This window comes from Halobaculum sp. D14 (assembly GCF_051195135.1).
Classification (GTDB): domain Archaea; phylum Halobacteriota; class Halobacteria; order Halobacteriales; family Haloferacaceae; genus JBNTKA01.
Genome location: NZ_JBNTKA010000001.1, coordinates 252,679 through 279,298 on the forward strand (window position 1 = coordinate 252,679; position 26,620 = coordinate 279,298).

Genomic DNA, 26,620 nt, shown 5'->3' on the forward strand with positions numbered 1-26,620 from the left:
AGAATCGAGCAGAATCGCGGCTGTGTCGGGGTCATGGGTCAAAAGTCAGGTGTTCAGGCGTGAATCGGTCGCAGAACGCGGCTCGGTACGGCGCGCTCGCCGAGGCGCACGCTCGCGAGCGGTACGGTCTCGACGCCGAGCACGACGCGTATCACGACGCTGTGGACGACGACGGCCGGCCGTGGGACGTGAAAGCCTGTCTGGTGACGCGGGACGCGCCTCGATTCCGGCTGTGGAAAGAGCAGCACGCTCGGCTCGCCCGGGAGGGCGGCGGCTACGTGTTCGTGAAGTACCGGCCGGTCGGCCGCGGGATTCGAGTGCTGGGGACGCGGTCGGTGCGGGCGCAGTCGCTTCAGGTGTCGTTCTACGGTGCCGGTGAGCACGAGAAGGGAGAACAGGTGAAGGTGCCACCGTCTACTGTTTTTTAGTCCGGTGAGTTGTGAAACGGTCGTCCAATCGACTGAAGCTTATCCGATTGCGTGCTGTATAGTTTCGTATCTGAATGGCGTATTTAGTGACCTGCACAGAGTGCAACCTTAAACGAGTGTTTCAAGAAGAGTCCGCCATGCTGGAGTTTCAGGAGAAGCATGAAAAAGAGAATCAACAGCACATTATAGAATTCATGTCTGTTGAGTCAGAAGACAAGTCAGGCTAAGGCGGCGATTAGCCTCATTCCAGAAGTAGGTCAGCCACCCATCTAATATCACGAATTTAATTCCTAGATAGCCTATACCGCGATAATTCACCTCAAACACACTTATGCCTACAGGAACGAATGTCAGTATACCTGAAAGGGTGGTACAATGTCAGAAAGTACGATTTCCGTTCTTCACGTTGACGATGAGGCTCCGTTCCTTGACCTCGTGAAGACGTATCTTGAGCGTGACGACGATATTCGCGTTGTTTCTGTTTCGGGTGCTGAGGAAGCCATTCAGAAATTCGATGATGAAGAAGTAGACTGCATAGTGAGCGACTACAGAATGCCTGAAATGAACGGCATTTCCCTACTGAACGCAATTAGGAGCCGCGCTGAAGACTTCCCCTTCATCCTATACACAGGCCAAGGGTCCGAAGAAATCGCTAGTGAGGCGATTACGGCAGGGGTCTCAGACTACGTGCAGAAAGGCCGTGGCAGGGACCACTACGAACTCTTGATCAAGCGAATCAAGAACAACGTCTCGAAGTACGAGACTGAGCAGCGGATTCAACAGGTCTACGAAGCAATTGACGCTGTCAACGAGGGGGTTGCTATCTGTGACGAATCCGGGACGCTCATTCACGTTAACCAGGCGTATGCGTCGGTGTTGGGATATGATTCCTGTGAGCTGATCGGAGAACACTGGAATATTCTCTACCGTGATAATGTGGTGCAGGAAGTAGAGAACGGAGTGATCCCGGAGGCGATGGATGCAGAGCCATGGATTGGGAAAGCCCGTAAAGTCCGCAAGGACGGAACAGAAGTGATCGTCGAAAACAAATTACTGTTCACAAGCGGCGGACTCATGGTTTGCATCATCGGAGACGCTGAACCCGCTGACGGAACAGAACCCGTTACACAAGCGACAGCGTAGATCCCGACGAGCCCTGTTTTGTGAACACCCTCGGTCCCCCCACGGCTAGCGCGCCGCTTGCGCGGCGCGCGGCCCCCTTCGCTTCGCTTGGGGACCGCGGCCGCTGTCGCGGGGCGGGGCGGTGGTCCCTTGGACCTGTGGCTTTAGCCACACGCCTAACGCGGAACCGAACCCTCCCCGTTGGGTTCGGTCGCGCGGAGCTGCTCGATCACCGCGGTCGAAGCCGGTGAACTACTCCACATGAAACAGGGGTTCGGCGTCGTTCGGGCCGATATCGGCGGTTCTCAGGGGGTTCAGAACAGAGTTGTCACTACCCGCGACGGGCCGCGTATCGGCCCGCCGCGGGAGCGGACTGCTACCCGAGCAGGTCGGCGACGGTCTGCTGACGCTTCCCGCGGCTCTCCGCGTACGTCCAGGTCACGACGGCCTGCCGGAAGCCGGCCGCGTCGCGGCCGGCGTCGGTCCACCGCTTGAGGGCGTCGCGGAGCTCGGAGACGACGCGCGGATACCGGTTGAACGTCCCCGAGGCCGGCTTGTCACCGACTTCGCCGAGCCGGATTTTCTCGACGGCCTCGCGGCGGCTGTCGGTCTCTACGTCGTGCGCTGCGAGCCACGTCTGAAGCGCGCTGGTTGCTTCATCGAGGCCGCGCTCGGCGGCGAGCAGCGCCTGTCCGGCGGCGTCGGCCATGGTTCGCTCGGCTTCCCGAGCCTCCTGGACGGCCTCGTGAACCATCTCGGCGATGTAGTTGCTCTTCAGGGCTACCTCGCCGTACTTGCGGTCGACGAGTTCGTCAATTTCGCGGAGCGCGCGGCGGACGCTGCCGACGTGCCGACCGTGCTCCTCCGCGATATCGGCCGGCGAGACCGTGCCGCCGTCGGTGACGAGCGAGCCGAATATCTCCTCTTGGACCGGGCTGAGGCCGCCGGTCGCGGTGAGTTCGCGGACGACGATGTGCTCTTGCTCGTTCCGAATCTGCGTGAGATTCAGCTCCGGTGGCTCCGCGTGCTCCCCGTTTTCAGCGGGGAAGTACGGATCGACGACGTACGTTCCGTCGCTATTGCCGGGGTCGTCGCCGTCCACGTCGGCGGTCATGGTCATGCCGGCTTCATCGAGCACCGCGTGTACGGTCTCGTCGAGTTCGGTTTCCAGCTGGGCGAGCGCGTCGTCGCTGACCCCGATCTTGCCGTCCCACCGACTCACCTGATAGGACGCTCCGAGTTTCGGGTGGGCGAGCGGGTCGTTGTCGTCGCGGTCGGCCGCGTCGAGCGCGAAGTAGTGTTTCACCTCTTTAGGCGTCGAGTGCGACGGGAATACCTCGGTGACGCGTTCGGGGCCGAGCGTGACGGTGTGATAGAACCCCGGTTGGTTCTCGCCGCGTTCGGTCTCGTCGTTCTGAACGAGTTTCCGATAGCCTTCGCGGTCGTTTTCGAGGACGTGAGCGAGTTGCACAATCGGGCCGTCGCGGGCGTGAACGGGGCCGCTCGCGTCTTTGTCGAGTCGGACGTACCGCTCGGCGTCGCGAACGCTGCTGGAGTCGTGAGGGTCGGCGAAGTGGTCCGGGTTCAGGTCGAGCGCCCGCGCCGCCTTCCGCAGCAGCGGGAGGTACCGGCGGGCGTCGACGTTGGAGCCGTCGAGCCGGACGTTGACGCCTTCGGTGATCGAGTCGGGGATATCCAACTCGAAGCGGGTGCCGTCGTCGCGTTCGACCTTCATGCCCTGCCAGCGCGGCCGGATGTGGGCGTTGAAGCCCTGCTGTCCGGTCGGGTCTTCGTCGCCGTGACGGTCGACGGCGATGCGGTATTCGCGGATGGTGTCGAACTCCCACGGCGTCCCCTGCGGGGTGCGGTCGCCGGGGTGGACGACGCCGGACTCTTGGTAGTAGAGCTTCGCGGTCCACCGTTCGCCGTCGGCGGTGAACTCTGTGACCCGTGACCCACCGGAGTCGGCGACGATGCGGGCCGCCGCGAAGTAGGGGTCTAACCCGCCGTCAAAGTTCGCCTGCATGGCGAATTCGTGCCAGACGGGAGTGACCGCGATCTGCTGATTCACGCGGCCGAATCTACCACTCACGGCTGGCTCACCTCGTTGAGGGTTGCCTGAGCGGGGGCGGTATCCCCGTCGAGCGCCGCCAACCACCAGTAGAGGAGGCGTCGCAAGTACGGCGCGGGTACCGCGTGCCGCTTCAGTTCGCGTCCCGGCCAGTCGTGGCTGTAGCCTTTCGCTAGCCGCCACCCATCGTTCGTCCCAACCCAGGCGTTACCGTGCTTGCCCTGCTCGGCGAGCGGGCCGCGTTCCGGCCGCCAGCGGTCGGCACGCTGCGGGTGGGGAACCGGGAACGAGGTTTCGAACGCCCGCGGGTAATGGATACCCATGCCGAACATCCCACCCGAGAGAATCACCGGGTCGCGTAACGGGGCGTCACGGACGTTCTCGATGATGTAGTGGTCGGCGAGGCGCTGGCAGGCATCCCGGGCATCGTCGATATAATCTGGGTGTTCCTCGGGGTCTGTCCCGCCACCTGGTGTGGCTACGCTCCACCGCTGGCACGGTGGGTGAGCGACTGCGAGGTCGAAGTGATTCGAAAGCGGCGGGTCACGAGCGTCGGCCTGCACGACTGCGCTGAACGGGTTCGGCGACGGGTCGATACCGACGCGGACAACGTCGCCGAATGTATGTAGCACCTCGTCCTCAACGCCCGTGTCGGCGAACAGGTGGACGATTGAACGGTCTTCCCCGTTCATCGTTCCACCTCGTTGGGGTCGATAATGCGGCTCCACGCGAGTTTCGCGTGGGTGAGTCGGCCGTCGACCTCGATCCACGACGGGATTAGTTCGTCGACGACGGAGGCAGGGACGAGCAGCCGCGCGAGGTGCGGATGCTCGTAGGTCGGTGCGTAGACGACGAACAGATAGACTCCGCCGGCGTCGACGAGGGCGCGGTGCTGTTGCTGCCGGAAGTAGAAGCGGCCGCGTTGACCGCCGCTCTGTCGGCCCTGCGCGGCCTTGATTTCGACCGCGGTGCCGCTGCCGACGACCGGGACGCTGCCGAACGTGAGCGCGTCCGACGGTGTGAGCGCGCCTGCGGTTTCGGCGTCGTGCCACGCTGCTCGGCTATCGGCGACGTATTCGAGTGCCGGGAACCGGTCGATTACGGCGGCTTCGACGGTTTCACCGGACTCTTTCGGCGAGGGAACGCCGCTGGTGGCCCGGCTCATGCTATCCCCTCGCGGTCGAGATAGCACGACGGACACAGGGCGACGCTGTAGGGAACCCGCTCTGTCGTCGTCGGCGTCGAGCGGCCGCAGTCGACGCACTCAGGCGTGTCGTGCTCGGTCGGCTCCGTCTCGGTTTCGGCGTCGTCGGTCCCGCTGTCGTCGTCGCTGTCGGCCGGGACGCCGCCGCCGAAGGAAGCGAGGGTATCGTCCCGGCTCATCGGTCCACCTCCGTAAGGGCGGCCAGCACGTCCGCGTCGGTGGCTTCAGTGAGCGGGTGGGCGATTCGATTCCCGGTCTCCGGGTCGTACAGGTCGGAGGCAGGGACGAACGCGGTCACGTCGACCACCCCCGGTTTGTTTCGATAATCGCAGGGCTGCGGAGGGGCGCGTAGGCGGACCTACTGGTATCGGATTTCGTGTGGGCGTTTGAAGAGGGTGATTCAGCCGAAAACCTTCGTTTCAGGGGTGGCTGCGGCTGGTTAGGCTTTGTCCTGAAACGAAGGTTAAGACAGCGAGCGGCGAGGGATTTGAACCCCCGACCTCTTGGTCCGGAACCAAGCGTTCTGTCCGCTGAACTAGCCGCCCTCGGTGTCCCATACCGGTGTTCGGAATTTAAGGCTTCGGAAAGGCCGCACCGAGGTTCGGCGGTCGGTCGTGGCTGACGTGGCGGCTCCGACTAGCCGCCGTCGACGTCCGGCGGTTCGGGTTCCTCGTCGACGAGGGCGTGTTTCCAGGTGCCGCGGGTGAACCAGAGCGCGGCGGCGACGGCGCCGATGATTTGGCCGGCGGCCATGCCGACCCAGATGCCGAACGGGCCGTACCCCTGGTCGATGGCGAGGACGTAGACGATGGGGACGCGGCCGAGCCACAGCGCGACGAGCGAGAACGCCAGCGCGGTCCGGGTGTTGCCGGCGCCGCGGTACGCGCCGAGGACGACCTGGAGCAGCCCGATGAACGCGAACTCGGCGGCGCGGACCCGGATGTATTCGGCGCCGAGCCTGATGGTTTCGGTGCCGGCGTCGGTGCCGGTGGAGATGAAGACGCCGACGACGGTGTCGGCGAACGCGAACGCGAGGACGGCGACGACGAGCATGACGCCGGACGCGACTTTCGCGGCGGTCCAGACGGCGCGCTCCGCCCGGTCGGCCTTGTCGGCGCCGAGGTTCTGTCCGACGATTGTGTTGGTGGCGCGGCCGAGGCCGAGCGCCGGCAGGAACACGAGCGACGTGAGTCGGTTCCCGAGGCCGTACGCCGCGACGACCTCCGGCCGGAACGTCACGACGATGGCGGTGAGCGTGATGAGTCCGAGCGCGGAGGCGGACTGCTCGACGGCGGACGGGACGCCGACGGAGACGATTTTCCTGATGAACCTGGGGCGCGGCCGGAAGTCCGGGAGCCGAACGTTCGGCCCGGCGTCCGTCCGGAGAATGACGTACACGCCGATGAGCGACGCGACGGCGCGCGAGGACACCGTGGCGATGGCGGCGCCGGCGACGCCGAACTCCGGCACCGGGCCGACGCCGAAGATGAGAAGCGGGTCGATGACGACGTTGATGAACACAGAGACGGCCATCACGAGCATCGGTGCCCGCGTGTTGCCGTAGCCGCGCATCAGCGACGAGAACACGAAGAAGCCGAACAGGAACGGGAGTCCGAGGAAGAACACCCGCATGTAGTCGCCGGCGAGCGGAATCACCTGCCCGGCGGTCGCCGCCGACGACGGCAGCACGGCCAGCAGCGGGTCGGTGAGCAGGAACCCGAGGACGCCGACGACGACGGCGATGACCGTGATGACCATCAGGGTCTGGCCGGCGACGGTGCCGGCGTTCCGCTCGGACTCCGCGCCGGTGTACTGCGCGACCAGCGTCGACCCGGCGACGGTGAAGCCGCCGCCGACCGAGATGAACAGGTAGATGAGCGGGAACGCGAGGCTGATGGCGGCGACGGCGTCCGTCGAGTAGCGGCCGAGCCACAGCGTGTCCGTCAGGTTGTACGCGACCTGCAGGAGCTGTGTGGCGACGATGGGCCACGCGAGCGCGAACATCGGCTTCGCGAGCGGCCCTTCGGTGAGCGAGCCGGTGTCGAGTTTCTCGGGCACTTTCGGTTCGTAGGTCCGGTTCAGCGGGCGAGGGTTTGAACGGTTCGGAACCGGTCAGCACGGGCCGGCGAACCGCCGAATCACCGCGCTGACGACCCGGCCGGCCCGTTCGACCGCCGACCGGAGACGCCGCCCGTCACTGGATGGCGGCGCGGCACAGGTCGAACACCGCCGGGAGGGATTCGTCGACGCCGCGGTCGACGCTCACGAGGACGCCGTGGTGGTGTCCGGTCGGAATCTCGAAGATGTAGGCGTGTTCGAACTGCCGAATCGTCGCCTCGTGACCGCCGGCGGTGGCGAACACGCGCTCGAAGTACGGCCTTTCGAGCACGTCGAACACGACGCACTGATGCACAGGGTCGAGGTCGTCTTCGTCCAGCCGGGTCGAGAGGTCCTCCCGGAGGTACTGAAACGAACACACGTCCCCGTCGAACCGGGCGACGATCCGGAGGTCGTCCCCGACTTCCTCGCGTAACCGTCCGTTTATCTCGCTCATCACTACACTATTCGAAACGGCGTCAGCGTGAAAAGATGTCGGAGCGGACCGGCAGCGGACGACCGGTCGCCGCGCGAAGCGGCGCCGCCGGACGGGTGCTTCTACGGCGCGGCTCCGCCACTACGGCGCTTCGCCCGTCTCGATGGAGAAGTCCGAGCGCGGGTAGGCGACGCAGGTGAGCGTGTAGCCGTCGTCCAGTTCGGCGTCGTCGAGCATCTGCTGGTTGTCGTGTTCGACGTACTCCTCGGCGTTCCCGCCGGACGTGATCTGCCCGGCACAGGAGACGCACTGCCCCTGCCGACACGCGTACGGGAGGTCCATGCCGGCGTCCTCGCCCGCCTCCAGCACCGTCTCGTTGTTCGCGATTTCGACGGTCTCGCCCTCCTTTTCGAACTCGACGTCGAAGTACTCGACTTCGTCCTCCGGGATGTCGCCGGGGCCGGCCTCCTCCTCGCCGCCGGCTTCGCCCTCCAGTTCGCCTTCCTCGCCGGCCGCGACGGCGCCAGCGACGCCGCCACCGCCGACCGCCCGGTTACCGGGCTCCGGGAAGTCCGTCTCCGGAACCGTGGAGGCGCGGTGTTCGAGCACCTCCTCGGAGATGTCCGCGGTGGGCTCCCAGCCCGTGCCGCGGGCGACGTGCAGGGCGACGAAGACCAGGACGAGGCCCGCGCCGAACCCGAGTGCCACGAGGTTAACCATGTTCGCGGCTACGGAACGGGGGTTGAATAGGGTTGTGATGTGTCGCAGAACTGCGTGCAGGCGGCCGCAGCCGTCGCGCCGGCTCCGGTCCGCCCCGTCGTCCGCGGCGTGGCGGCCTCGTCCAGGCCGGGCCGGTCTCGGCGCGCTCCTAACCGTCCGATTACTCGTCGCGCCGCGGAACGTCGTGCCGGCCGAAGCCGTACCGGAGCCGGCTGGCGAGCCGACGCGAGAACCGCTCGTCCCGGGAGGCGAACCGCTCGGCGAGCGCCTGGTAGATGATGGGGAGCGCGACCTCCTGTTCGAGCGCCTCCTGCACCGTCCACGTCCCGGTCGACCCGCCCTCGATGCGGTCGGCGACGTCGCCGAGGTCGTCGCCCTCCTCGCGGAACGCCTCCTCGCAGAGTTCGAGCAGCCACGACCGGATGACGGCGCCGTTGTTCCACGTCCGCGCGACGGCTTCGAGGTCGAGGTCGTACCGGCCGCGGTGGAGCAGCTCGAACCCCTCGCCGTACGCCTGCATCAGCGCGTACTCGACGCCGTTGTGCACCATCTTCACGTAGTGGCCGGAGCCGGACGGTCCCATCCGGTCGTGGCCGGCGCGGCCGGTCGCGACGGCGTCGAACACCGGGACGAGTTCGTCGTACGCCCACGCCGGCCCGCCGACCATCAGCGAGAAGCCGAGTTCGGCGCCGGCGGGGCCGCCGGAGGTGCCGCAGTCGAGGTACGCGGCGTCCGTCGCCTCCGCGCGCCGCACGGTGTCCTCGAAGTGGCTGTTGCCGCCGTCGACCACGACGTCGTCGTCGGTCAACAGCGGTTCGAGGTCCGCCATCGTCGCGTCCACCGGGTCGCCGGCGGGCACCATCAGCCAGATGCGGCGCCCTTCGCCGAGCCGGTCGTAGACGTCCGCGACCGAATCCGCCGGCGTCGCGCCGGCGTCCGCGGCCGCGGCGGTGGCTTCCGCGTCCAGGTCGAACGCGACCACGTCGTGGCCCGCGTCCAGCACCCTGTCGACGACGATGCGTCCCATTCGGCCGAGGCCGATAACGCCGAGTTCCATGCGTGTGGCGTCGGAGACCCGGGGGGTAGGCGTTGCGATTGGACGCGCGGCCGCCCGCGTCCCGAACCGGCCGCCCGGCGGACCGGCGGACCGACGAACCAACGGACCGGCCCAGGCGCGCCACGGTTCGTCCGCAACCGCCGGGTTTACTCGCTGCGGCCGCCGACCGAGCGGCATGGACGACCGAGTCAGAGCGCACGCGGAGGTACTTGTCGACTGGAGCGCCCGCGTCGACGCCGACGACCACGTCGTACTCGACGTCGCGGAGGGCGCACACGACCTCGCGGTCGCCGTCGCGGAAGCGGTCGGCGAGCGCGGCGCGACGCTGCTTTCGACGTACGGCAGCGACGAAGTCGACCGGGCGTACCTGCGGAGCCACGACGGCGACTTCGACGCCAGCGACCCGGAACTGGCGCTGTTCGACGCCGCGGACGTCTACCTCCGGCTCGGCGGCGGCAGGAACACGACCGCCGGCGCCGACGTCCCCGGCGACCGCCGTCGCGCCGCCGACCGCGCGAACCGCGAGGTCCGCGAGGCGCGCATGGACACCGACTGGGTGTCGACGGTCCACCCGACGCGGTCGCTCGCCCAGCAGGCCGGCATGAGCTACGAGGCGTACCAGGAGTTCGTCTACGACGCCGTGCTGCGCGACTGGGAGGCGCTCGCCGACGAGATGGCGAACATGAAGCAGGTGCTCGACGACGGCAGCGAGGTCAGAATCGAGTCCGGCCGGACCGACCTGACGATGCGCATCGACGACCGGACCGCCGTGAACTCCGCGGCGTCGGTCGCGTACGACTCGCACAACCTCCCGTCCGGCGAGGTGTTCACGGCGCCGTACGCCGCCGAGGGCGAGGTGTTCTTCGACGTCCCGATGACGATTCACGACCGGCGCGTCCGCGACGTCTCGCTCACCTTCGAGGACGGCGCGGTCGTCGACTTCGACGCCGAGCAGGGCGAAGACGCGGTCGCGGACGTGCTCGAAACGGACGACGGCGCGCGCCGCCTCGGCGAACTCGGCGTCGGGATGAACCGCGGCATCGACCGCTTCACCGACAACATCCTGTTCGACGAGAAGATGGGCGACACCGTCCACCTCGCGCTCGGCCGCGCCTACGACGCCTGCCTCCCGGCCGGCGAATCCGGCAACGACTCCGCGGTCCACGTCGACATGATTACGGACGTCAGCGAGGACTCCCGGCTGCTCGTCGACGGCGACGTCGTCCAGCGAAACGGGACGTTCCGCTGGGAAGACGGCTTCGACGACGCCTGACGACACCCAACCTGAAGCCGGACGACCAGCCCACGCTGCGCGCCGAGAAGCCGACGCCGCGCGCCGAGCCACAGACCGGCTGTGGCGCGCGGCGGCCGCGCTGCGTCGCGGCCGGCAGCGCGCGAGGGGCGACGGCGCAGCCGAGCGGTAGCGAGGCCGCGCCGGAGTCGGCTGGGGAGGGCGAGGCGTTTCGTCGCACCAGCAGTCACGCGTAGCCGTACCGGAACCGACCCGCCGCCGCACGAGCACCCGGGCCGCAGTCACGCCGTAGTCGTACGAGAACCACGCCGAAGCCGGAGCCGTCTCGGCCGGATACGTTTTCAGTCGCCGGCGGCAGCGCCACGGTATGGCGAACAACTCCGAATGGCGGACGGACGCGACCGAGCCGGTGATTCGGCTGCTCTACCAGTCCGGCGTCGCCGTCTCGCCGGCCGGCGTCCTCGCGAACCTGGAACACCGGATGGACGACCCGCCGTCGCGGCAGGACGTGCTGTCGGCGCTCGCGGCGCTCAGCGGACACGGCTACGTCCGGCAACTCGGCGACGTCGAGGCGCACTACATCATCACGGAGCGCGGCAAGGACTTCGTGGAAACCGAGGTCGACCAGGACGGCGTCGGCTTCATCGACTGAGGCTCCGGCCGGACGCCGCGATGCGTCGACGGCCGCACCGACGGTGTCGACGGCCGCACCGACGGCCGCGGCGGCTCACTCCGGCTCGTGGACGTGCCCGCACTCGGGGCACTTCACTTCCTCGCCGCGGACCTCCGCGGACGCCTCGCGGACGTCGCGCATCACGCTCGAAATCTTGTCTTCGGCCTCCAGTTCCTCCTCGACGGCGAGGTCGACGCCCTCGACCTCCAGCAGGAACTTCGCGACCTCCGTCACCTCGTACATCGTGTCGTCGAGGTCCTCGGCGGTGAAGAAGCCGCACATGGCGCCGTAGAGGAACGTGGCGCCCGCTTTCCGCACCTTCTCCTCGAACGACGCGCGCGCCTGGTTCACCGCCTGCGGCGTGTACGTGTCCGTCATGAACGGGACGAGCCGCGGGAGGTTCTCGCCGATCTTCGTCATCTCCACGCCGGTCTCCGTCCGGAAGTCCGCACAGAGCCGCGCGATGGCCCACTCGCGCGCCGTCACGTACGTGCGCTCGCGGAGGAACTCGTTGACGCGGTCGTACTCGGCGCGCTCCATCTTCTGGAACCGGTCGTACTTCGCGACGTCCTCCGGCACGTCAGCGCCGACGTCCGGCCCCGGAACCGACCCGCCGCCGGCGTCCCCGGCGTCAGTTCCGGCGGCCGCCGTTGCGTCCGCGTCCGCGTCCGCGTCGTCTCTAGCCTCGGCGGCCGCGTCCGTGGCGTCGGCACCGGTGGCATCGGCAGCGTCGGTTTCGGTCGCGTCGGTATCAGCAGCGTCGGTGCCGGTCGCGTCGGCCGGGTCGCCACTGGCCGCGTCCGCGTCGTCGACGTCGTTGCCCGCGGGGTCGACTCGGTCGCGCTCCTGTCCGGCGTTGTCGGTCATAGCGGCCCGTACCCGGCGAGCACTCAAAAACCCGTTCCCGCGCGTCTGACGCGCGTCGTCCGGGACGGCGGCGTCGCGGTCGGCGTCGCGGGCGGACGGCGGCACCCTTTTGTCCGGCGCTTCCGACGGGGCGCGCATGAAGGTGCTCCTGGGAGTGGGCGGAAGCGAGGACTCCCTGACGGCGCTCGAACGAACCGTCGAGCGGTCGCGGGCCGCCGGCGACGACCTCACCATCGCGCTCGTGGAGAACCCCCAGACGGACGCCGACCAGGCAGACCTGGAGTCGACGGTCCGCGACGTCCTCGCCGACGCCGACTTCGACGCCGACGTCCGGCGCATCGAAGGCGACGCCGGGAGCCGCCTCGTCGACGTCGCGGAGGCGGAAGGGTTCGACCTCGTCGTGCTCGGCGGCGGCGAGCGCAGCCCGATGGGGAAGATAAACCTCGGACAGATCGCACAGTTCGTCCTGCTGAACTCCCCGGTCTCGGTGAAACTGGTTCGATGAGCGACCGCATCTACCCCGACGAGCCGGCCGGGCCGTACCCGGAGCCGCCGGTCCGGTTCGAGGACCGCGACGGCCGCGACATCGAGGTGCGCGCGTACCGCGGCACCGACGACGAGTTCGAGGCGCTCGTCGACATGTACACGTCGTTCGACCCGGGCGACCGCGCGCAGGGCATCCCGCCGAGCCGCGAGGAGGCCATCCGGGACTGGCTCGACACCATCCTCGGCGACGGCGGCTGGAACGTCGTCGCGTGGCACGGCGACGACGCCGCCGGCCACGCCACGCTCGTCCCGGACGGCGACGCCTACGAACTCGCCATCTTCGTGCTGCAGGAGTACCAGGGCGCCGGAATCGGGACGCGCGTCCTGGAGACGCTGCTCGGCCACGGCGCCGCCAACGGCGTCGAGAAGGTGTGGCTCACCGTCGAACGGTGGAACCGCGCCGCGGTCGCGCTGTACAAGAAAATCGGGTTCGAGACCAGCGACACCGAGTCGTTCGAACTGGAGATGACGCTCCTGCTCGACGGCGGCAGCGTCGACGGCGCGGACGCCGCGGCCGCGGACGACGAGTGACGCGGCTCGGCGCGTCGCGGTGACGGTTCGGTCGCGGTGACGACGCGGCCAGGTCGTCAGAGTCGCCACGCTCCGTCCCGGTCCCGCGCCGGACCGCAGTTCCCGGGCGGGCTACACGGAGAGGACGGGCTGGCTGGCGTACAGCAGGACGTACTCCGCGGCCTTCTCCAGCACCTCGCCCGGCTCGCCGGTGAGCGGTTCGCGCGGCACGACCACGAAGTCCGCCTCGATGGCCTCGGCGGTGTCGAGGATGACGGAGCCGGGATGTCTGGTCTTCTGCGTCGTCGAGAAGCCGTACGCGATGGACGTGGACGACCCGACGCCGGCGTCCTCCGCCATCTCGAGGACGGTGTCGGTGAACGCCTCCGTGTCCGCGGCGACCTCCTCCTCGTCGACGACGCCGGTCTCGATGGCGCGGACGACCTCCTCGCCGAGGACGTACAGCGCGTGGACCGACGCGTCGTACCGGTCCGCGATGGCGACCGCGTACTCGACAGCCTCCAGGGACTCGTCGCTCCCGTCGACCGGGACCAGCACGCGTTCGACGTCGAGGCTCATGGTTCCGACTGTGTCGGAGGAAGTGAAAGGTGTTCCCCTGCGCCGCCGCCCCGACACGCCGCCGCGTCCCCGTCGCCGAGTCGGCGCGCCGCGGCGTCCGCGTCCAAATCCTTACCATCAGCCGGCGGTTCTCGGCTGCATGCACACTGCCACGCCGCCGTACGACCTCCGGACGTTCGCGGAGCGGCTCTGCGGCTTCGCGTCGACCGCCGGCGACGAGGCCGCCGCGGCGGACTGGCTCGCCGGCCGGTTCGACGACTTCGGGTTCGACGTCTACGAGTGGGAGGCCGACCCGGCGCTGCTCGCCGACCACCCGTCGTTCCCGGACGACCCGGCCGACATCGACGCCGCGGGGCGGCCGAGCGTCGCCGGCGTCGCCGAGTTCGGAGACCCCGACGCCGGCCCGACGCTCGTGTTGAACGGCCACGTCGACGTCGTCCCGGCGGACCCGGAGCTCTGGGAGACCGACCCGTACGACCCCGTCTGGCGCCGCGACGGCGCCGACGAGACGCTGACCGCCCGCGGCGCCGCCGACATGAAAGCCGGGCTCGCGGCCTGCGTCTACGCCGCGCTGGACCTTCGCGCCGCCGCGGACGACGGTGCGGCCGACGCGGACTTGAACGGCCGCGTCGTCGTCGAAGCGGTCGCCGGCGAGGAGGACGGCGGCATCGGCGCCGCGGCGTCGACGCTCGACAGCCCGTACCCGTTCGACCGAGACGCCGTCGTCGTCGCGGAACCGACCGACTTGACGCCGGTCACCGCCACCGAGGGCTCCGTGATGATGCGGCTCCGGCTCCGCGGCCGCTCCGCGCACGCGGCGACGCGGTGGCGCGGCGTCGACGTCCTCCCGAAGTTCGAGGCGGTCCGCGCGGCGTTCGCCGACCTCGAATCCGAGCGCGCGGCCGCCGTCACGCACCCGCTGTACGAGTCATTCCCGGTTCCGTGGCCGGTGGTCTGCGGCACCGTCCGCGCCGGCTCGTGGGCGTCGACGGTTCCCGGAACGCTGGAGTCGGAGTGGCGGCTCGGCGTCGCGCCCGGCGAAACCGTGGCCGAGGTCGAGGCGGCGTTCGAGCGACGGCTCGCCGAGGTCGTCGCCGCGGACGACTGGCTCGCGGACCACCCGCCGACGTTCGAGCGGTTCTCAGTGCAGTTCGAGCCCGCCGAAATCGACGCCGGCGAACCGGTCGTCGAGGCGCTCCGCGGAGCGATGGCCGACGCCGACGTGCCGGACCGCGGCGTCGCCGGCGCGACCTACGGCGCCGACTCGCGCCACTACGTCGCCGCCGGCGTCCCGGCGGTGCTGTTCGGCCCCGGCACCATCGACCAGGCGCACTTCCCGGACGAGTCGGTGCCGTGGCGCGACGTGGAGCGAGCGCGGCGCGTGTACGCCGCGACGGCCCGACGGTTCCTCGCGGACGCCGCCGGCTACGACGAGTTCCGCGGCGACGACTCCGGGGACCGTTCGTCGGTCGAGAAGTAGGCGTCGAGCGCCTCCGCGACGACGTCGCCGGGCGGCCGGTTCTCGACGGACGCGCGGTCGCGGAGGCGGCGATAGGCGTCCATCGGGAGCCGCATCGTCAGCTCCCCGGGCGTGACGCCGTGGTCCCGGAGCGCCTGTTCGGCCGGCGTCCCGTTGCCGACCTCGGAGGCGATGGTCCGGACGTCGCGGACCGTGAGGTCGGCGTCGAGCGCGGCGAACGCCAGCGTGAAGCGGTCCTCGCCGGCGACGCGGGCGATGTGTTTCGCGGCCGTCGGCGCGATGTCGCCGCGGGCGACGTGCCGACGGACGGACTCGGGGAGGTCGTGGACGCGCGCCCACTTCCGGATGAACGAGACGGAGACGCCGTCGCCGGCCTCCTCGGCGGCCGCCTTGTACGAGCCGTGACCGCGGACGAGCGCCGCACACGCCGCCGCGCCCCGCAGCATCAGGACGTTGTCGGCGGAGCCGACGGTCTCGGTCGCGAACTGCTGGACCGTCTCCCCGGCCTCGGCGAGACTCTCGGGGTCGTCCGGGTCGAAGCCGACGGCGGTCTCCGCCCGCGGCCCGGTGACCGCCGGGTCGCCCCGCACGACCGGGTCGCCGACGGCAGCCCTGCGGTCCGCCGGGCGCTCGTCACTCATGAACGGATACACGGCCCGCCCCGGCAAAAGGCTCCCGGGCACGGTCGTTCCTGCCAGCCGGCGTCGGGGGTCGCGCGCCGACTCCTCGTCGGCGGCAGCCGAGACGGCGGCGGGAGCCGCTCGCCATCGATGCCGCTAACAGGCACCCGGCCGGACCTCCGGTACTGATGCTCCGGTACGTGACGACCAACGAGGGGAAGATTCGGGAGGCGCGCGAGTATCTCGGGGACGCCGACGTCGAGCAGCTCGACTTCGACTACACGGAGATACAGGCGGACAGCCTCGCCCCCATCGCCGCCTACGGCGCCCGCGAAGCCTACCGGCAGGCCGACGCGCCCGTCGTCGTCGACGACGCCGGCCTGTTCGTCGACGGCTTCGACGGCTTCCCCGGGCCGTACTCCGCGTTCGTCGAGCAGACGCTCGGCGTCGACGCGGTCGGCGACCTCGCCCGGCGCGAACTCGGCGACGACCCGCGCGCGGAGTTCCGCTGCGTCCTCGCCTACTGCGACGGCGACGCGTTCGACGCCAGCCCGGACCCGGTGGACCGCGACGACCGCGTCGCCGCCGCGGCCACCGGCGCGACCCCGGACGACGAAGAGGAGCACGCACTCCCCGTCAAACTGTTCGAGGGCGTCGTCCGCGGCCGAATCGTCGAGCCGCGCGGCGACAGCGGGTTCGGCTACGACCCGATTTTCGAACACGACGGCCGGACGCTCGCGGAGATGAGCGCCGCCGAGAAGAACGCCGTCTCCCACCGCGGCCGCGCGCTCGCCAAGTTCGCCGAGTGGTTCGCCGACCGCCGATAGCGACCTCCCACACGGCTCCGCCAGGCTCCACTCCGCTCCTTGCACTCCACCCCGCTCCGCCGCAAACCGCTCCGCCGCGCGCCGATTCTCCGCACGCACTCCTCGACTTTTTATCGGATGCCGCGGGCACCTCCGCCGTGACCTGACGACGGCTCCCGGCCGGGCGAAGCGGGCGAGCGGCGACCCGCCGGGAGCGACCGAATCGCCGCCTGTCAGCCCTACTCCCGCGGGTCGCGGTCCGGGCCGGGGTACTCCCCGCCGACCATTTCCGCGTAGAGACTCGCCGGGTCGAACAGCGCCGCGAACGCCCGCGGCTCCCGGACGCTCACCGGGAACCGGGCGTTCAGCCCCGCCGCGGCGCCGGCGCCGGTGAGCCGGTCGTCGAACGACAGCACGTGCATCGCGCCGCCGCGGTACGCCGACCCGAGCGCCGGATGGTCGTCAGCCGGATGCGACACCGGTTCGCGCCACGCCTCGGCTCGCCCCCGCCAGTCCGCCGCCAGCGACGCGTCCGCCAGCGACGCCACGACCGCCTCGGCGTCGTCGAGCAGCGCGTCGCTCGCCACCAGCGTCGTCCACGAGTGACGGCGGAGCGCGTCCAGCGCCTCCCGCGCCGCGTCGCCGACCAGCAGGTCCGCCGCGAGCACGTCCGCGTCCGCGACGACGCGCGCCGGCGACGACTCCTCACTCGGCATCGTCGCCCTCGCGGTGCTCCCGAAGCGCCGCTCGAACCGCCTCGTCGGTCACTTCGAACGGCTCCGCTCGCTCGAACAGCGACGCCCACGTCTCCATACCCGTGGCTCGTCGCGCCCGGCCAAAGAACCATCCGGGTCGGCCTGTCGCGGACGAGCGCCTCGTCGAGAGTCACTCCTCGAAGTACGTGACGCGCTCCGGCGGAACCGAGAGCCGCATCCGGTCGCCGACCGCCGGCGGCTCCTGCGCGAACAGCGCGAGACGCCCCCCAGCATCCACGTCGACGAGGACGCGGTGCGCGGCGTCCGCGCGGGTCACCCGGACCGCTTCGCCCGCGACCTGCCCGTCCGGGTCGACGCGGACGTACTCGGGGCGAACCGCCGCGGTGTCGGCCCACTCCGGGGCGTCGGGGAGCGCCGCGGCGGGGACGACGCTGGCGCCGACGAACTCGCCGACGAACGGCGACGCGGGCGCGTCGAACACCTCGTCGGGCGCGCCGCGCTGCAGCACGGCGCCGTCGTGGACGACCGCGATTCGGTCGGCGAGCGCCCGCGCCGTCGTCCGGTTGTGCGTGACGTACACCGCGGTGACGTCCGAGAGGGCGTCCGCGAGGTCGTCGCGGAGCGCCTGCCGCGTCGGGACGTCGAGCGCCGACAGCGGCTCGTCGAGCAGCACCGCGTCCGGCCGGATGGCGAGCGCCCGCGCCAGCGCCACCCGCTGCTTCTCGCCGCCCGACAGCGTCGCCGGCGTCCTGTCGGCGAGGTCCGCGACGCCGAGTTCGCCCAGCAGCGCGTCGGGGTCGCGGACGTCGTCGTAGTAGCGCGCGCCGAACGCGACGTTCTCCCGGACGGTCATGTGGGGGAAGAGCGCGTACTCCTGAAAGACGAGGCCGAACCCGCGGTTCTCCGGAGGCGTTCCGGTGAGGTCCCGTCCGGCCAGCCTGACCGTGCCGTCGTGGTCGTGGAAGCCGGCGACGGTTTCGAGCAGCAGCGTCTTCCCGCTTCCGCTCGGGCCGAGCACCACGAGCGTCTCGCCCGCGCCGACCGAGACGTCCATCTCGACGGTGAACGGCTCCGCGCCGGGCGCCGTGAACGTCGCACGGACCGACGCGTCCAGCCCGTCGTCGTCGCCGTCGCGGGTCATACGACACCACCCGCGTCGCCTCCGGCGGTGAGCCACCGGACCAGCAGGAACATCGCGGCGCAGACGGCGAGCAGCACCGCGGCGACGCCGCCCGCCGCCGCCAGCCCCTCGCTCCGGTAGGTGTTGAAGATGAACACCGGGGCGTGCTGGGCGGCGACGCTGCCGACGCCCGGCACGTACGCGTAGACGGTGTAGGCGACGACCGCGACGGCGCCGAACTCCGAGACGCCGCGCGCCCACGCCAGCACGCCGCCGACCAGGACGCCGCGCCCGGCGAGCGGCAGCGTGACGCGCCGGAACGTCTCGAACGGCGAAGCGCCCTGCGACCGCGCCGCCCTGCGGAGGTCGTCGTCGACGGCGTCGAACGCCTCGCGGGCGCTGTGCACCGCGTACGGCGCCGAGACGAACCCCAGCGCGAGCACCATCCCGGCGAGCGTCGTCAGCACCGTCACCGACGGGAAGACGCCGCCCTCGCCGAACCCGAACAGGACCAGCAGGCCGGCGACCGAGTGCGGCACCACCAGCGGCAGGTCGACGAGGCTCTCGACGACCGACTGCCCGCGGAAGCCGTTCGACAGCAGGTACGACAGCGGCACCCCGAACAGCACCGCGCCGCCGGCCGCGACGAGCGGCCCGTAAATCGTCAGCAGCAGCATCCGGTGAACCGCCGGCGACCGCGCCGCCTCGGCGACGAGGTCGGGGTTCAGCCGGAACGCGAACGCGAGCAGCGGGACGCCGAGCGCGAGCAGCAACACGGTGCCGAGCGCGGCGCTCGCCACGCCGAACCACCCTTCGTCGGCGCGGACGCCGAGCGCGACCGCCGAAAGCAGCGCGAACGGGACGTACAGCGTCTGGACGCCGGCCGCGGCGGCGACGCCGAACGCCGCGACCTGCACGGTCACGACGGCCGCGGTCAGCGTGCCGGCACCGAGGCGAGACGGATTCATGTGTCGGTCGTCGAGCGGGCCGCGGGCGTCTTCGTCCTCACAGCGACAGCGGCCCGAGGTGGGTTCTCGTCGCAGCGCCGTCGAGCACCTGCGGCGGCGCAGCGTCAGCGGTTCGTTCCGGCACCACCATCGGCGACACCTGCTCGAACCCGGATTCGCGGAGGAACCGCTCGCCGGCGCCGTCGGTCAGGTAGTCCACCCACTTCCGGCCGCCGGCGGGGTTCTCCGCGACCGACGGCACCGTGATGCCGTACGCGATGGGGGCGCCGGTGTAGGTGTCGCCGCCGGCGTCGACCGACACCGACGCGTAGTGGTCCGCGTAGCGGTCGGACAGCTCGGCGAGGTTCACGCGCGGCTGGAGGGTCGTGACGTTCAGCGACTCGTGGGTCGCGCCGGCGGACCGGTACTCCCAGGCGTAGTCGAGCGACCCGGTTTCGAGCTGGCCGATGAGGTCCGTCTCCGTGCTGGCTGCGACCACGGCGTTGTCTTCGAGTCGCCTCGCCGTCCGTTCGCCGTACAGCGACTCCCCGTCGAAGTCGACGGCGCCGAGCCGCATCGCCATCACCGAGCGGTAGCCGCACGGGTCGACGGCCGGGTCCGAGTGGCCGACCCGGACGTCGTCACGCGAGAGGATTTCCCACCAGTTCCCGGCGTCGAACTCGTCGGCGTACGCGCTGTCGTCGGTGTACGCGACCGCCATCGCGTTCGTCGCGAACACGCCGTACCAGTCGGCGAACGCCGGCAGAATCATGTCGCGGACGAGCCGGAAGTCGGAGACGCCGAGGACGTCCGCGTGCCGGCCCTCCTCGGTGATTTTCTGCGTCGACCCGACCGAGCCTTTCGCTTCGCGGTGGACGGTCAGCCCGGTCTCTGACTGGAACGACGGCTCGGCGGCGGCGAACGGCGGCGAGAGGCTGCCGGCGTGAAACACCGTGACCGTGTTCCGGCCGGCGCTCGCCGCGCCGACGCACCCGGCGACGCCGGCCGTCGCGGCGCCGCTGACGGCCGCGAGGAACGACCGCCGCCCGGCCGGCCGGTCGGAGCGGACGTCCCCGCAGGACCGTTGTTCCGACATAGATACATCGACCGTCGGTCGCCACATAACGGTTTTGGTGGGGCCGGTCGGAGACAGAGACGTGACCGACGGCGAACGGGCCGCCGCGGACTCGGCCGGGCCGGACGATTCGACCGCCGCGGACTTCGCGGCGAGCCTCCGCGCCGACGACGTGACGTTCGACGGCTCGGACGCGGCGCTGCTGCGCGCCGTCGCCCGAACCGGCTCCGTCAGCGCCGCCTCGGACGAACTCGGCCGGTCGCGAGCGCGGGCGCTCACGCGCCTGGAAGAACTCGAATCGGTCTTCGGTGACCTCGTGGAGCGTCGACGCGGCGGCAGCGGCGGCGGCGGCAGCCGACTCGCGCGGAACGGCGAGGCGGTGCTCGCGCAGTTCGACCGACTCCGCGCCGCGCTCGCCGGGACAGCCGGCGCCGCCGAAACCGCCGTCGGCGGCGCCGTGACGGCCCGCGACGGCGAACTGGCGACCGTCGACTCCGCCGCCGGTCCGCTCCGCGCGCTCGCCGCAGCAGACCTCGCCGCAGGCGACGCCGTCCAGGTCAGCGTCCGGGCCGACGCCGTGACGCTGCACGCGCCCGACGAGACGCCGTCGCCGGACGCGACCAGCGCCAGGAACCGGTTCTCTGGCGCGGTCGAGTCGGTCGACCGCGGCGAGTCCGTCGTCGAGGTGGCCGTCGACGTCGGCGCGGCGGAGCCGCTGCGGGCGCTCGTCACCGCAGACAGCGCCGACCGGCTCGGCCTGGCCCCGGACGCCGCCGTCGTCGCGTCGTTCAAAGCGACCGCGACGCGGGCGACGCCGCGGCGCGACGACGAGCAGTAAAAAGCGGCGTCAGCCCGCGAAATCGGCCGTTACAGCTCGTCGAGCAGCGCCGCGATGGCCGCCTTCGCCTCTTCGTCCGGCGGCTGATGCGGCGACCGGACGCGGCCCGCGGGCGCGCCGCGTTCGCGCATCGCCCACTTCAGCCCCGGGATGCCGAACTCGCTCGTCACCGCCTCGTTCAGCCCGACGAGCCCGGCGTTCCGCTCGCGGGCGGCCGCCGGGTCGGTCGCGTGCGTCTCGTACACGTCGCTCGCCGCCTCCGGGGCGACGTTCGCGAGCGCCAGAACGCCGCCGGCCGCGCCGACGTCGAGCGCCTGCGCGAACACGCTGCCGCTGCCGACCATGAGTTCGAAGTCGGCGTCGGCGGTCGCCCGCTTCGTCTGGATGAACGACGCGACGTCGCCCGAGGAGTCTTTCATCCCGGCGACGTTCGGGTGGCTGGCGAGCCGCCCCACGGTTTCCGGTTCGAGCGCGACGCCGGTGTACGCCGGCACCGAGTAGAGGTATATCGGGAGCGGCGCGGCGTCGGCGACTTCGCGGTAGTACTCTTCGAGCGCCGCCTGGCTGTGGTCGTAGTAGAACGGCGTCACGACGAGCGCCGCGTCCGCGCCGGCGTCCGCGGCGTCCTCGGTCGCCAGCAGCGTCTCGCGGCGCCCCGGGCTCCCGGTGCCGGCGAGCACCGGCAGGTCCGTTTCGGCCGCCACGAGTTCGACGACGCGGGCGCGCTCGTCGGCGGTCAGCAGTTCGACCTCGCTGTTCGACCCGCACGGCACGAGGAAGTCGACGCCGCGCGTCTCGACCCACGCCACGAGTTCGCGCAGCGCCGTCTCGTCGACGTCGCCATCCTCGTCGAACGGCGTGACCAGTGGAACTCCGACTCCGTTCACGTCCGAGGCGTCGGCCGGCCGACTCATAGGTGTTCGCCCGGCCGGTGCCGCGGCGCGGGATGAATTCGGCGCGGACGGAACTGCGTCGGCGCGGGCGAGCGGCGTCTGACGTCGGTTTCACCGGCCCCCGGCTAAAACCAACGCGAGGCGCCGACGCCCGTCTGACGACACGGCCGGATTCGGCGACGTCGCCGGTGCCGCGCGTCTGACGACCGGCGTGCGTCTGACGATGATTTAAGGGAGCGCTTCCGTAGGTGGCGACTGGACACGCTGTAGGCCGCCCGCATTCCCCCGCGGGCGAACCGGGCGTCCACTCGTACTGGTCGCGCGTCCTTCCGTGCGTGTCCGGCACACCCGACACCCGATTTCGGTGTTTCCCCCACACGCGATTCCCCCACGACGGGGAGCCTCGGCGGCTCCCCGCCCGCGTCCATCACGCTCACGAGCGGCGGCGTTCGCGGTTTCGAGCGGCGTCGTCGACGCGGTGGACGCGGCCGCGACGCCGACTCACTCGCCGAGCAGCGCCGACCGGACCGCGTCGGCGCGGTCGGTTTCGACGATGAGTGCCAGCCGGTCGTCCGCCTCGACGGTCGTTCCGGGGAGCGGAATCGTGAGTTCCTCGCGCGGCCCGCCGTGTGCGTACACCCGCGCGCCGTCGACGTCGATGTCGTGGACGGTCTCGCCGACGACGGGCGCGTCCGCCGGCACCGTCACCGCCATCAGCTGCAGCTGCTCGGTGAGTTCGCCGATTGCGTTGAAGTTCCCGCCGAGCAGCGCCGTCTTCGCGCCGGCGGCGCCGAGCCGCTCGGGGTAGACGACGTCGTCGACGGCGCGCTCGTACTCCTCGTATATCTCCGCGCGGAAGTCCTCGGAGATGCGCATCACGGTGCGGCAGCCGAACTCCTTCGCCTCCATGCACACCTCGAAGTTCACGTTCGGGTCGCCGGTCAGCCCGCCGACCGCGTCGGCGTCGGCGATACCGGCCTCCTCGAGCACCGCGGGGGAGCTTCCGTCGCCCTCGACGACGCGGAGCCCGCGCCCCCGTGCCTTCTCCGCCTTCTCCGGGTCGTTGTCGACGACGACGACGTCGTGTCCCTCCTCAGCCAGCACGCGAGCCGTCCGCGACCCGACTCGTCCGAACCCGACGATGATGACGCGCATGCCTCGTGGTATGCTACGGCGTGGCAAAAGCTTGCACCCTGAACCGCGGTGGTCCGGTCGCGTCGTGGTCGGGGTTGTGTCGTCGCCGCTCTGGTCGCGGTCGTCGTCGCCGTTCTGCGTCGCCGTCAGCGTCGCCGGCGGCGGTAGGCGGCGGCGCCGAAGACGCCGGTGAGGAGCGTGAGGCCGCTCCACCGGCCGGCGGCGACGTCACGGTCGGCGGCGTCGCGGTACACCGCGGCGGCGAGCAGGGCGTGTGCGACCGCCGTGACCGCGGCGACGCGGAGCAGGACGCGGCGAGCGCGGGCGCGCGGCGACGCCGGCGGCTGCTGGTCGGCCATGGCGAGGCTCAGTCGTCGCCGGACGGCGCCGGGACGACGCCGGCGTCGACGAGGTCGTCGCCGCCGACGGAGGTCCGGAAGTCCTCGGGGTTCATGCCGTCGTCGCGGTCGATGCCGAAGTCGTCGGCGTACAGGTCGGCGACGCGGTCGAACTCCTCATCGCTGAGCGGCGGCGTCTCCGGCGCGGCCGCCCACTCGTCGACGTCGTCGCGGGTGCGGAACGTCGGCGTCACCGACGCGACGTCGTCGTTCGCGAGCAGCCACTGGATGGTCGCCTGCCCCATCGTCCGGGCGCCGTCGCGTTCGAGGAACGACAGCTTCTCCACCTTCTCCCAGCCCGTCTCGAACCACTGGTCCGGGCGGTGCGCGCGGTGGTCGCCCTCGCCGAGCTCCGTCTCAGGCGTCACCTGCTTGTTCAGGAGGCCCGAGGAGTGCGGGACGCGGGCGACGAGGCTGGTATCGCTGCCCTCCTCGCGGATGGTGTCGATGAAGTGGTTCCCCGGGGTCTGTTCGAGGAGGTTGAACACCGTCTGGACGACGTCGAAGTCGAGTTCGACGGCGCGGTCGCCCTCGGCGAGCCAGCCGATGGACGGGCCGAGCGCCCAGCCGAGCGCGTCGAACCGGCCCTCGTCGCGGAGGTCGTACAGCGTCTCCAGCACCTCGTCGGTGACCTCGTCGACGTTGGCGTTGTGGAGGTACAGCACGTCGACGTAGTCCATGTCGAGGCGGTCGAGGCTCTTGTCGACCGCTTCGCGGACGTACGACGGCGTCAGGTCCTTCGGGAGTTCGCCGTGGCCCGCCTGCGGATTGTTGTAGAAGTCGTAGCCGATCTTCGTGCTGACGGTGACCTCGTCGCGGTGCTCCGCGAGCGCCTCCCCCATCAGTTCCTCCGAGCGGCCGTGGCCGTACACGTCGCCCGTGTCGAAGTACGTGACGCCTTGGTCGAGGGCGTACTCCACCATGTCGACGGCGTCGGCGTCCGACCGGTCGCCCCACCAGTCGGTGCCGACGACCCACGCGCCGAACCCGACTTCGCTCACTTCCACGCCGGAGTCTCCGAGTTCGCGATACTGCATACGTCCGCCTCGGGACTGCGGGAACTTAGCCCGAACGGTCGTCTCCCGGGAACCGGGAACGCGGCCGTCGATCGCCCTGAACTGCGGCCGTCGATCGCCCTGAACTGCGGCCGTCGATCGCCCTGAACTGCGGCCGTCGACCGCCCTGAACTGCGGCCGGCGCGTCGCGGACCGGACGGACTGCCGGGTCGCGAGCGGCGCTGCCGACGCGGTCCGGCGGTTGCTGTGCACATCCGAACCCCTTTGGTCGCCGCCGCTAAACCGCTCGACATGACCAAGCGTCACGTCTCTCTCCCGCCCGAGGCTGACGAAGGGGTTACGGCCTTCATCGACCAGGTGGACGAACGGCTCTCCGGCGAGGAGGACACCTGCGAGGTCGTCCGCGACACGCTCGTCGACCTGTTCGGTGACCGCGACGCCTACGAGCGGTGGCAGCGCGGCGGCGACGTGACGCCCGCAGAGCGCGTCCGGCTCCAGGGGTACGACCCGTGCAACGCGACGCTCGAATCCGAGTACTACGCCGAGAAGGACGAAGAGCGGTTCACGCGGTCGAAACACCTGCAGTGGCTGTGGCGGCAGTTCGACGCGACGCCGATGGCCGACAACATCGCGTTCGCGTTGCGGTTCAGGCAGATGCTCGCGAACCACCTGTTCGCCGACGCCGGCGACGGCCTCCGGCTGTTCAAGGGCATCACGTTCACGTACGGCCACAACATCGAACTCGGCGACAACGTCGTCGTCCACGACAACGTCCACCTCGACGACCGCGGGAAGCTCACCGTCGGCGACCGCGTCTCCATCTCCGACGACGCGCACGTGTTCAGCCACGACCACGACGTCGTCGACCAGACCGAAATCGAGAACTTCCACACCATCATCGAGGACGACGCCCGCGTCACCTACGACACGATGGTCCGCGCCGGCACGAAAATCGGCGAGAACAGCGTCGTCGGCGCGAAGTCCGTCGTGCAGGGCGACGTCCCGGCTCACCACATCGTCGTCGGGTCGCCCGCCCGGAGCGTCAAGGTCAAGCCCGGCTGGGAGTCCGTCGCCGACCCCATCGAGGACCGCCTGACGAACCGCGCCGACGAGCGCCGCATCGACTACGACCTGCCGGACGACCTCGTCGCCTTCGACGAGTTCGAACGCGACCTGACGCCGCCGGACGCCGACGTCGACGCGCCGAACCCGGAGGAGTGACGGCGCGCCGTGGCCCGCGCAGTCGCCATCAACGTCGCCGCGAACACGAACCTCCCGGGGCGCCGCGGCCCCGTCTACCCGGACGGGTCGTTCCGCTACGTCCCGATTCCGGAGACCGAGCCGACGGCGGAGCCGGTGGCGACGTACCGCGACCTCGGACTCGCGGACGCCGTCCCGGCCGACGCCGCGGACGACCCGGTCCACCTCGACCCGGAGTTCCCGGGCGTGCTCGGCCGCGACGCCGCCACGTACGGCGACCCGCACGGCGTGAAAGCCCGGCCGCTCGCCGCGCTCGACCCCGGCGACTGGCTGCTGTTCTACGCGACGCTCACCGTCACCGGTCGGGACGACGCTGTCTCCGGGGCCGACGCCACCCCCGCCGCCGACGGCTCGGCGGACTGGCTGCCGCCGACGTGGGGCGCCTTCCTCGTCGGCGAGTTCCGGGTGGCGGAGACGCTCACCGGCGACGACTACCGCGCCGCCGACGCCGACACCCGCGCCCGGTTCGACTCGAACGCGCACGTCCGCCGAGAGCCGTTCGACGCCGCGGTGCTGGTGCGCGGCGACCCGGCCGACTCGGGGCTGTACGACCGCGCCGTCCCGCTGTCGACGCCGGACGCCGGCGCCGACGCGAACCGCGTCGTCACCGACCTCTCGGCGGACTCCGGGAAGGGGCCGTGGTGGCGCCGCCCGCTGCGGTTCGACGCCGACGCGACGCGGACGCTCCGCGACCGCATCGCCGCCGACCCGGCGACGTGGCTGCCGTAGCGACGGAACCCCGCAGCGGCCGGCCC

31 protein-coding genes and 1 tRNA gene are annotated in these 26,620 nt (G+C 70.5%); 11 read left to right on the top strand and 21 right to left on the bottom strand.

Translation table 11 applies throughout. The annotated features are described in order from the left end of the window. Positions 1 to 59: 59 nt before the first annotated feature. Positions 60 to 428, top strand: a complete 369-nt coding sequence (locus tag ACQUST_RS01220; protein WP_435124053.1) for a hypothetical protein — start codon at positions 60 to 62, stop codon at positions 426 to 428. 375 nt (positions 429 to 803) lie between these two features. Then, positions 804 to 1,571: a response regulator gene (locus tag ACQUST_RS01225; RefSeq protein ID WP_435124055.1), complete on the top strand. Its 768-nt coding sequence runs from the start codon at positions 804 to 806 to the stop codon at positions 1,569 to 1,571. A gap of 355 nt (positions 1,572 to 1,926) precedes the next feature. Here ACQUST_RS01225 and ACQUST_RS01230 read toward each other — a convergent pair whose 3' ends face one another. The 10 genes from ACQUST_RS01230 to gnd form a co-directional block, all read right to left on the bottom strand. Next, entirely contained in the window at positions 1,927 to 3,642 is a 1,716-nt protein-coding gene (locus ACQUST_RS01230) for a MarR family transcriptional regulator (RefSeq protein ID WP_435124057.1), read from the bottom strand. Then, entirely contained in the window at positions 3,639 to 4,313 is a 675-nt protein-coding gene (locus ACQUST_RS01235) for a hypothetical protein (protein WP_435124059.1), read from the bottom strand. The genes ACQUST_RS01230 and ACQUST_RS01235 overlap by 4 nt, the downstream gene beginning before the upstream one ends. Next, positions 4,310 to 4,786, bottom strand: coding sequence for a hypothetical protein (locus ACQUST_RS01240; RefSeq protein ID WP_435124061.1), 477 nt, complete (start codon positions 4,784 to 4,786; stop codon positions 4,310 to 4,312). Before ACQUST_RS01240 ends, ACQUST_RS01235 begins: the two co-directional genes overlap by 4 nt. Beyond that, positions 4,783 to 5,004, bottom strand: coding sequence for a hypothetical protein (locus tag ACQUST_RS01245; RefSeq protein WP_435124063.1), 222 nt, complete (start codon positions 5,002 to 5,004; stop codon positions 4,783 to 4,785). The genes ACQUST_RS01240 and ACQUST_RS01245 overlap by 4 nt, the downstream gene beginning before the upstream one ends. Continuing rightward, the gene (locus ACQUST_RS01250) at positions 5,001 to 5,123 is read right to left on the bottom strand and encodes a hypothetical protein (protein WP_435124065.1); all 123 of its coding nucleotides are present in this window, start codon (positions 5,121 to 5,123) and stop codon (positions 5,001 to 5,003) included. Before ACQUST_RS01250 ends, ACQUST_RS01245 begins: the two co-directional genes overlap by 4 nt. A gap of 174 nt (positions 5,124 to 5,297) precedes the next feature. Continuing rightward, positions 5,298 to 5,370: transfer RNA gene (locus ACQUST_RS01255), tRNA-Arg, on the bottom strand. A gap of 91 nt (positions 5,371 to 5,461) precedes the next feature. Next, complete coding sequence (locus tag ACQUST_RS01260; protein ID WP_435126071.1) at positions 5,462 to 6,829, bottom strand: MATE family efflux transporter; 1,368 nt, start codon at positions 6,827 to 6,829, stop codon at positions 5,462 to 5,464. 190 nt (positions 6,830 to 7,019) lie between these two features. Next, on the bottom strand, positions 7,020 to 7,379 hold the full coding sequence (locus ACQUST_RS01265) for a DUF7522 family protein (protein WP_435124067.1): 360 nt from the start codon (positions 7,377 to 7,379) through the stop codon (positions 7,020 to 7,022). Positions 7,380 to 7,499: 120 nt separating this feature from the next. After that, the gene (locus ACQUST_RS01270; RefSeq protein ID WP_435124069.1) at positions 7,500 to 8,078 is read right to left on the bottom strand and encodes a 2Fe-2S iron-sulfur cluster-binding protein; all 579 of its coding nucleotides are present in this window, start codon (positions 8,076 to 8,078) and stop codon (positions 7,500 to 7,502) included. Positions 8,079 to 8,238: 160 nt separating this feature from the next. Continuing rightward, positions 8,239 to 9,135, bottom strand: coding sequence for a phosphogluconate dehydrogenase (NAD(+)-dependent, decarboxylating) (gnd, locus tag ACQUST_RS01275; protein ID WP_435124071.1), 897 nt, complete (start codon positions 9,133 to 9,135; stop codon positions 8,239 to 8,241). 175 nt (positions 9,136 to 9,310) lie between these two features. Between gnd and ACQUST_RS01280 the strand changes: the two genes are divergently transcribed. Together ACQUST_RS01280 and ACQUST_RS01285 are read left to right on the top strand one after the other, a co-directional pair. Next, on the top strand, positions 9,311 to 10,408 hold the full coding sequence (locus ACQUST_RS01280; protein ID WP_435124073.1) for an aminopeptidase: 1,098 nt from the start codon (positions 9,311 to 9,313) through the stop codon (positions 10,406 to 10,408). 346 nt (positions 10,409 to 10,754) lie between these two features. Then, on the top strand, positions 10,755 to 11,039 hold the full coding sequence (locus ACQUST_RS01285) for a hypothetical protein (RefSeq protein ID WP_435124075.1): 285 nt from the start codon (positions 10,755 to 10,757) through the stop codon (positions 11,037 to 11,039). Between the two features lie 75 nt (positions 11,040 to 11,114). Here ACQUST_RS01285 and ACQUST_RS01290 read toward each other — a convergent pair whose 3' ends face one another. Continuing rightward, positions 11,115 to 11,927: a DUF5806 family protein gene (locus tag ACQUST_RS01290; RefSeq protein ID WP_435124077.1), complete on the bottom strand. Its 813-nt coding sequence runs from the start codon at positions 11,925 to 11,927 to the stop codon at positions 11,115 to 11,117. A gap of 136 nt (positions 11,928 to 12,063) precedes the next feature. On the opposite strand from ACQUST_RS01290, the gene ACQUST_RS01295 reads away from it, so the two are divergent. Beyond that, positions 12,064 to 12,432 carry a universal stress protein gene (locus ACQUST_RS01295; protein WP_435124079.1) on the top strand — a complete coding sequence of 123 codons (369 nt, stop codon included), beginning with the start codon at positions 12,064 to 12,066 and terminating at the stop codon, positions 12,430 to 12,432. Next, positions 12,429 to 13,004, top strand: coding sequence for a GNAT family N-acetyltransferase (locus tag ACQUST_RS01300; protein WP_435124081.1), 576 nt, complete (start codon positions 12,429 to 12,431; stop codon positions 13,002 to 13,004). The genes ACQUST_RS01295 and ACQUST_RS01300 overlap by 4 nt, the downstream gene beginning before the upstream one ends. Before the next feature lie 111 nt (positions 13,005 to 13,115). Here ACQUST_RS01300 and ACQUST_RS01305 read toward each other — a convergent pair whose 3' ends face one another. After that, the gene (locus tag ACQUST_RS01305; RefSeq protein WP_435124083.1) at positions 13,116 to 13,562 is read right to left on the bottom strand and encodes a universal stress protein; all 447 of its coding nucleotides are present in this window, start codon (positions 13,560 to 13,562) and stop codon (positions 13,116 to 13,118) included. Between the two features lie 139 nt (positions 13,563 to 13,701). On the opposite strand from ACQUST_RS01305, the gene ACQUST_RS01310 reads away from it, so the two are divergent. Further along, positions 13,702 to 15,042 (top strand): M20/M25/M40 family metallo-hydrolase, encoded by a 1,341-nt coding sequence (locus tag ACQUST_RS01310; protein ID WP_435124086.1) that lies wholly within the window; start codon positions 13,702 to 13,704, stop codon positions 15,040 to 15,042. Here the strand turns inward: ACQUST_RS01310 and ACQUST_RS01315 are convergent. Then, on the bottom strand, positions 14,988 to 15,683 hold the full coding sequence (locus ACQUST_RS01315) for a DUF7119 family protein (protein ID WP_435124088.1): 696 nt from the start codon (positions 15,681 to 15,683) through the stop codon (positions 14,988 to 14,990). The genes ACQUST_RS01310 and ACQUST_RS01315 overlap by 55 nt on opposite strands. A gap of 167 nt (positions 15,684 to 15,850) precedes the next feature. On the opposite strand from ACQUST_RS01315, the gene ACQUST_RS01320 reads away from it, so the two are divergent. After that, complete coding sequence (locus ACQUST_RS01320; RefSeq protein ID WP_435124090.1) at positions 15,851 to 16,489, top strand: non-canonical purine NTP pyrophosphatase; 639 nt, start codon at positions 15,851 to 15,853, stop codon at positions 16,487 to 16,489. A gap of 218 nt (positions 16,490 to 16,707) precedes the next feature. Here the strand turns inward: ACQUST_RS01320 and ACQUST_RS01325 are convergent, their stop codons facing one another. The 4 genes from ACQUST_RS01325 to ACQUST_RS01340 all read right to left on the bottom strand — a co-directional run bounded on the left by ACQUST_RS01325 (position 16,708) and on the right by ACQUST_RS01340 (position 20,347). Further along, entirely contained in the window at positions 16,708 to 17,184 is a 477-nt protein-coding gene (locus ACQUST_RS01325) for a DUF7384 family protein (protein ID WP_435124092.1), read from the bottom strand. A 169-nt stretch (positions 17,185 to 17,353) separates the two neighbouring features. After that, a complete protein-coding gene (locus tag ACQUST_RS01330) occupies positions 17,354 to 18,325 on the bottom strand; it encodes an ABC transporter ATP-binding protein (RefSeq protein ID WP_435124094.1) in 972 nt (323 codons plus the stop codon). Continuing rightward, complete coding sequence (locus tag ACQUST_RS01335) at positions 18,322 to 19,272, bottom strand: ABC transporter permease (protein ID WP_435124095.1); 951 nt, start codon at positions 19,270 to 19,272, stop codon at positions 18,322 to 18,324. The genes ACQUST_RS01330 and ACQUST_RS01335 overlap by 4 nt, the downstream gene beginning before the upstream one ends. 37 nt (positions 19,273 to 19,309) lie before the next feature. Beyond that, complete coding sequence (locus ACQUST_RS01340) at positions 19,310 to 20,347, bottom strand: extracellular solute-binding protein (RefSeq protein ID WP_435124097.1); 1,038 nt, start codon at positions 20,345 to 20,347, stop codon at positions 19,310 to 19,312. Between the two features lie 61 nt (positions 20,348 to 20,408). Between ACQUST_RS01340 and ACQUST_RS01345 the strand changes: the two genes are divergently transcribed. Continuing rightward, the gene (locus ACQUST_RS01345; protein ID WP_435124098.1) at positions 20,409 to 21,164 is read left to right on the top strand and encodes a TOBE domain-containing protein; all 756 of its coding nucleotides are present in this window, start codon (positions 20,409 to 20,411) and stop codon (positions 21,162 to 21,164) included. Positions 21,165 to 21,193: 29 nt separating this feature from the next. Here the strand turns inward: ACQUST_RS01345 and ACQUST_RS01350 are convergent, their stop codons facing one another. From ACQUST_RS01350 to ACQUST_RS01365, 4 genes are all read right to left on the bottom strand, one after another. After that, a complete protein-coding gene (locus tag ACQUST_RS01350; protein ID WP_435124100.1) occupies positions 21,194 to 22,051 on the bottom strand; it encodes a dihydrodipicolinate synthase family protein in 858 nt (285 codons plus the stop codon). Positions 22,052 to 22,558: 507 nt separating this feature from the next. Then, positions 22,559 to 23,212 carry a potassium channel family protein gene (locus ACQUST_RS01355; protein WP_435124101.1) on the bottom strand — a complete coding sequence of 218 codons (654 nt, stop codon included), beginning with the start codon at positions 23,210 to 23,212 and terminating at the stop codon, positions 22,559 to 22,561. 125 nt (positions 23,213 to 23,337) lie between these two features. After that, entirely contained in the window at positions 23,338 to 23,550 is a 213-nt protein-coding gene (locus tag ACQUST_RS01360; protein WP_435124102.1) for a hypothetical protein, read from the bottom strand. An 8-nt stretch (positions 23,551 to 23,558) separates the two neighbouring features. After that, on the bottom strand, positions 23,559 to 24,626 hold the full coding sequence (locus tag ACQUST_RS01365) for an aldo/keto reductase (protein WP_435124103.1): 1,068 nt from the start codon (positions 24,624 to 24,626) through the stop codon (positions 23,559 to 23,561). Between the two features lie 270 nt (positions 24,627 to 24,896). Between ACQUST_RS01365 and ACQUST_RS01370 the strand changes: the two genes are divergently transcribed. Next, positions 24,897 to 25,826, top strand: a complete 930-nt coding sequence (locus tag ACQUST_RS01370; protein ID WP_435124105.1) for an acyltransferase — start codon at positions 24,897 to 24,899, stop codon at positions 25,824 to 25,826. A 9-nt stretch (positions 25,827 to 25,835) separates the two neighbouring features. Next, positions 25,836 to 26,594: a hypothetical protein gene (locus ACQUST_RS01375; protein WP_435124106.1), complete on the top strand. Its 759-nt coding sequence runs from the start codon at positions 25,836 to 25,838 to the stop codon at positions 26,592 to 26,594. Positions 26,595 to 26,620: the final 26 nt, after the last annotated feature.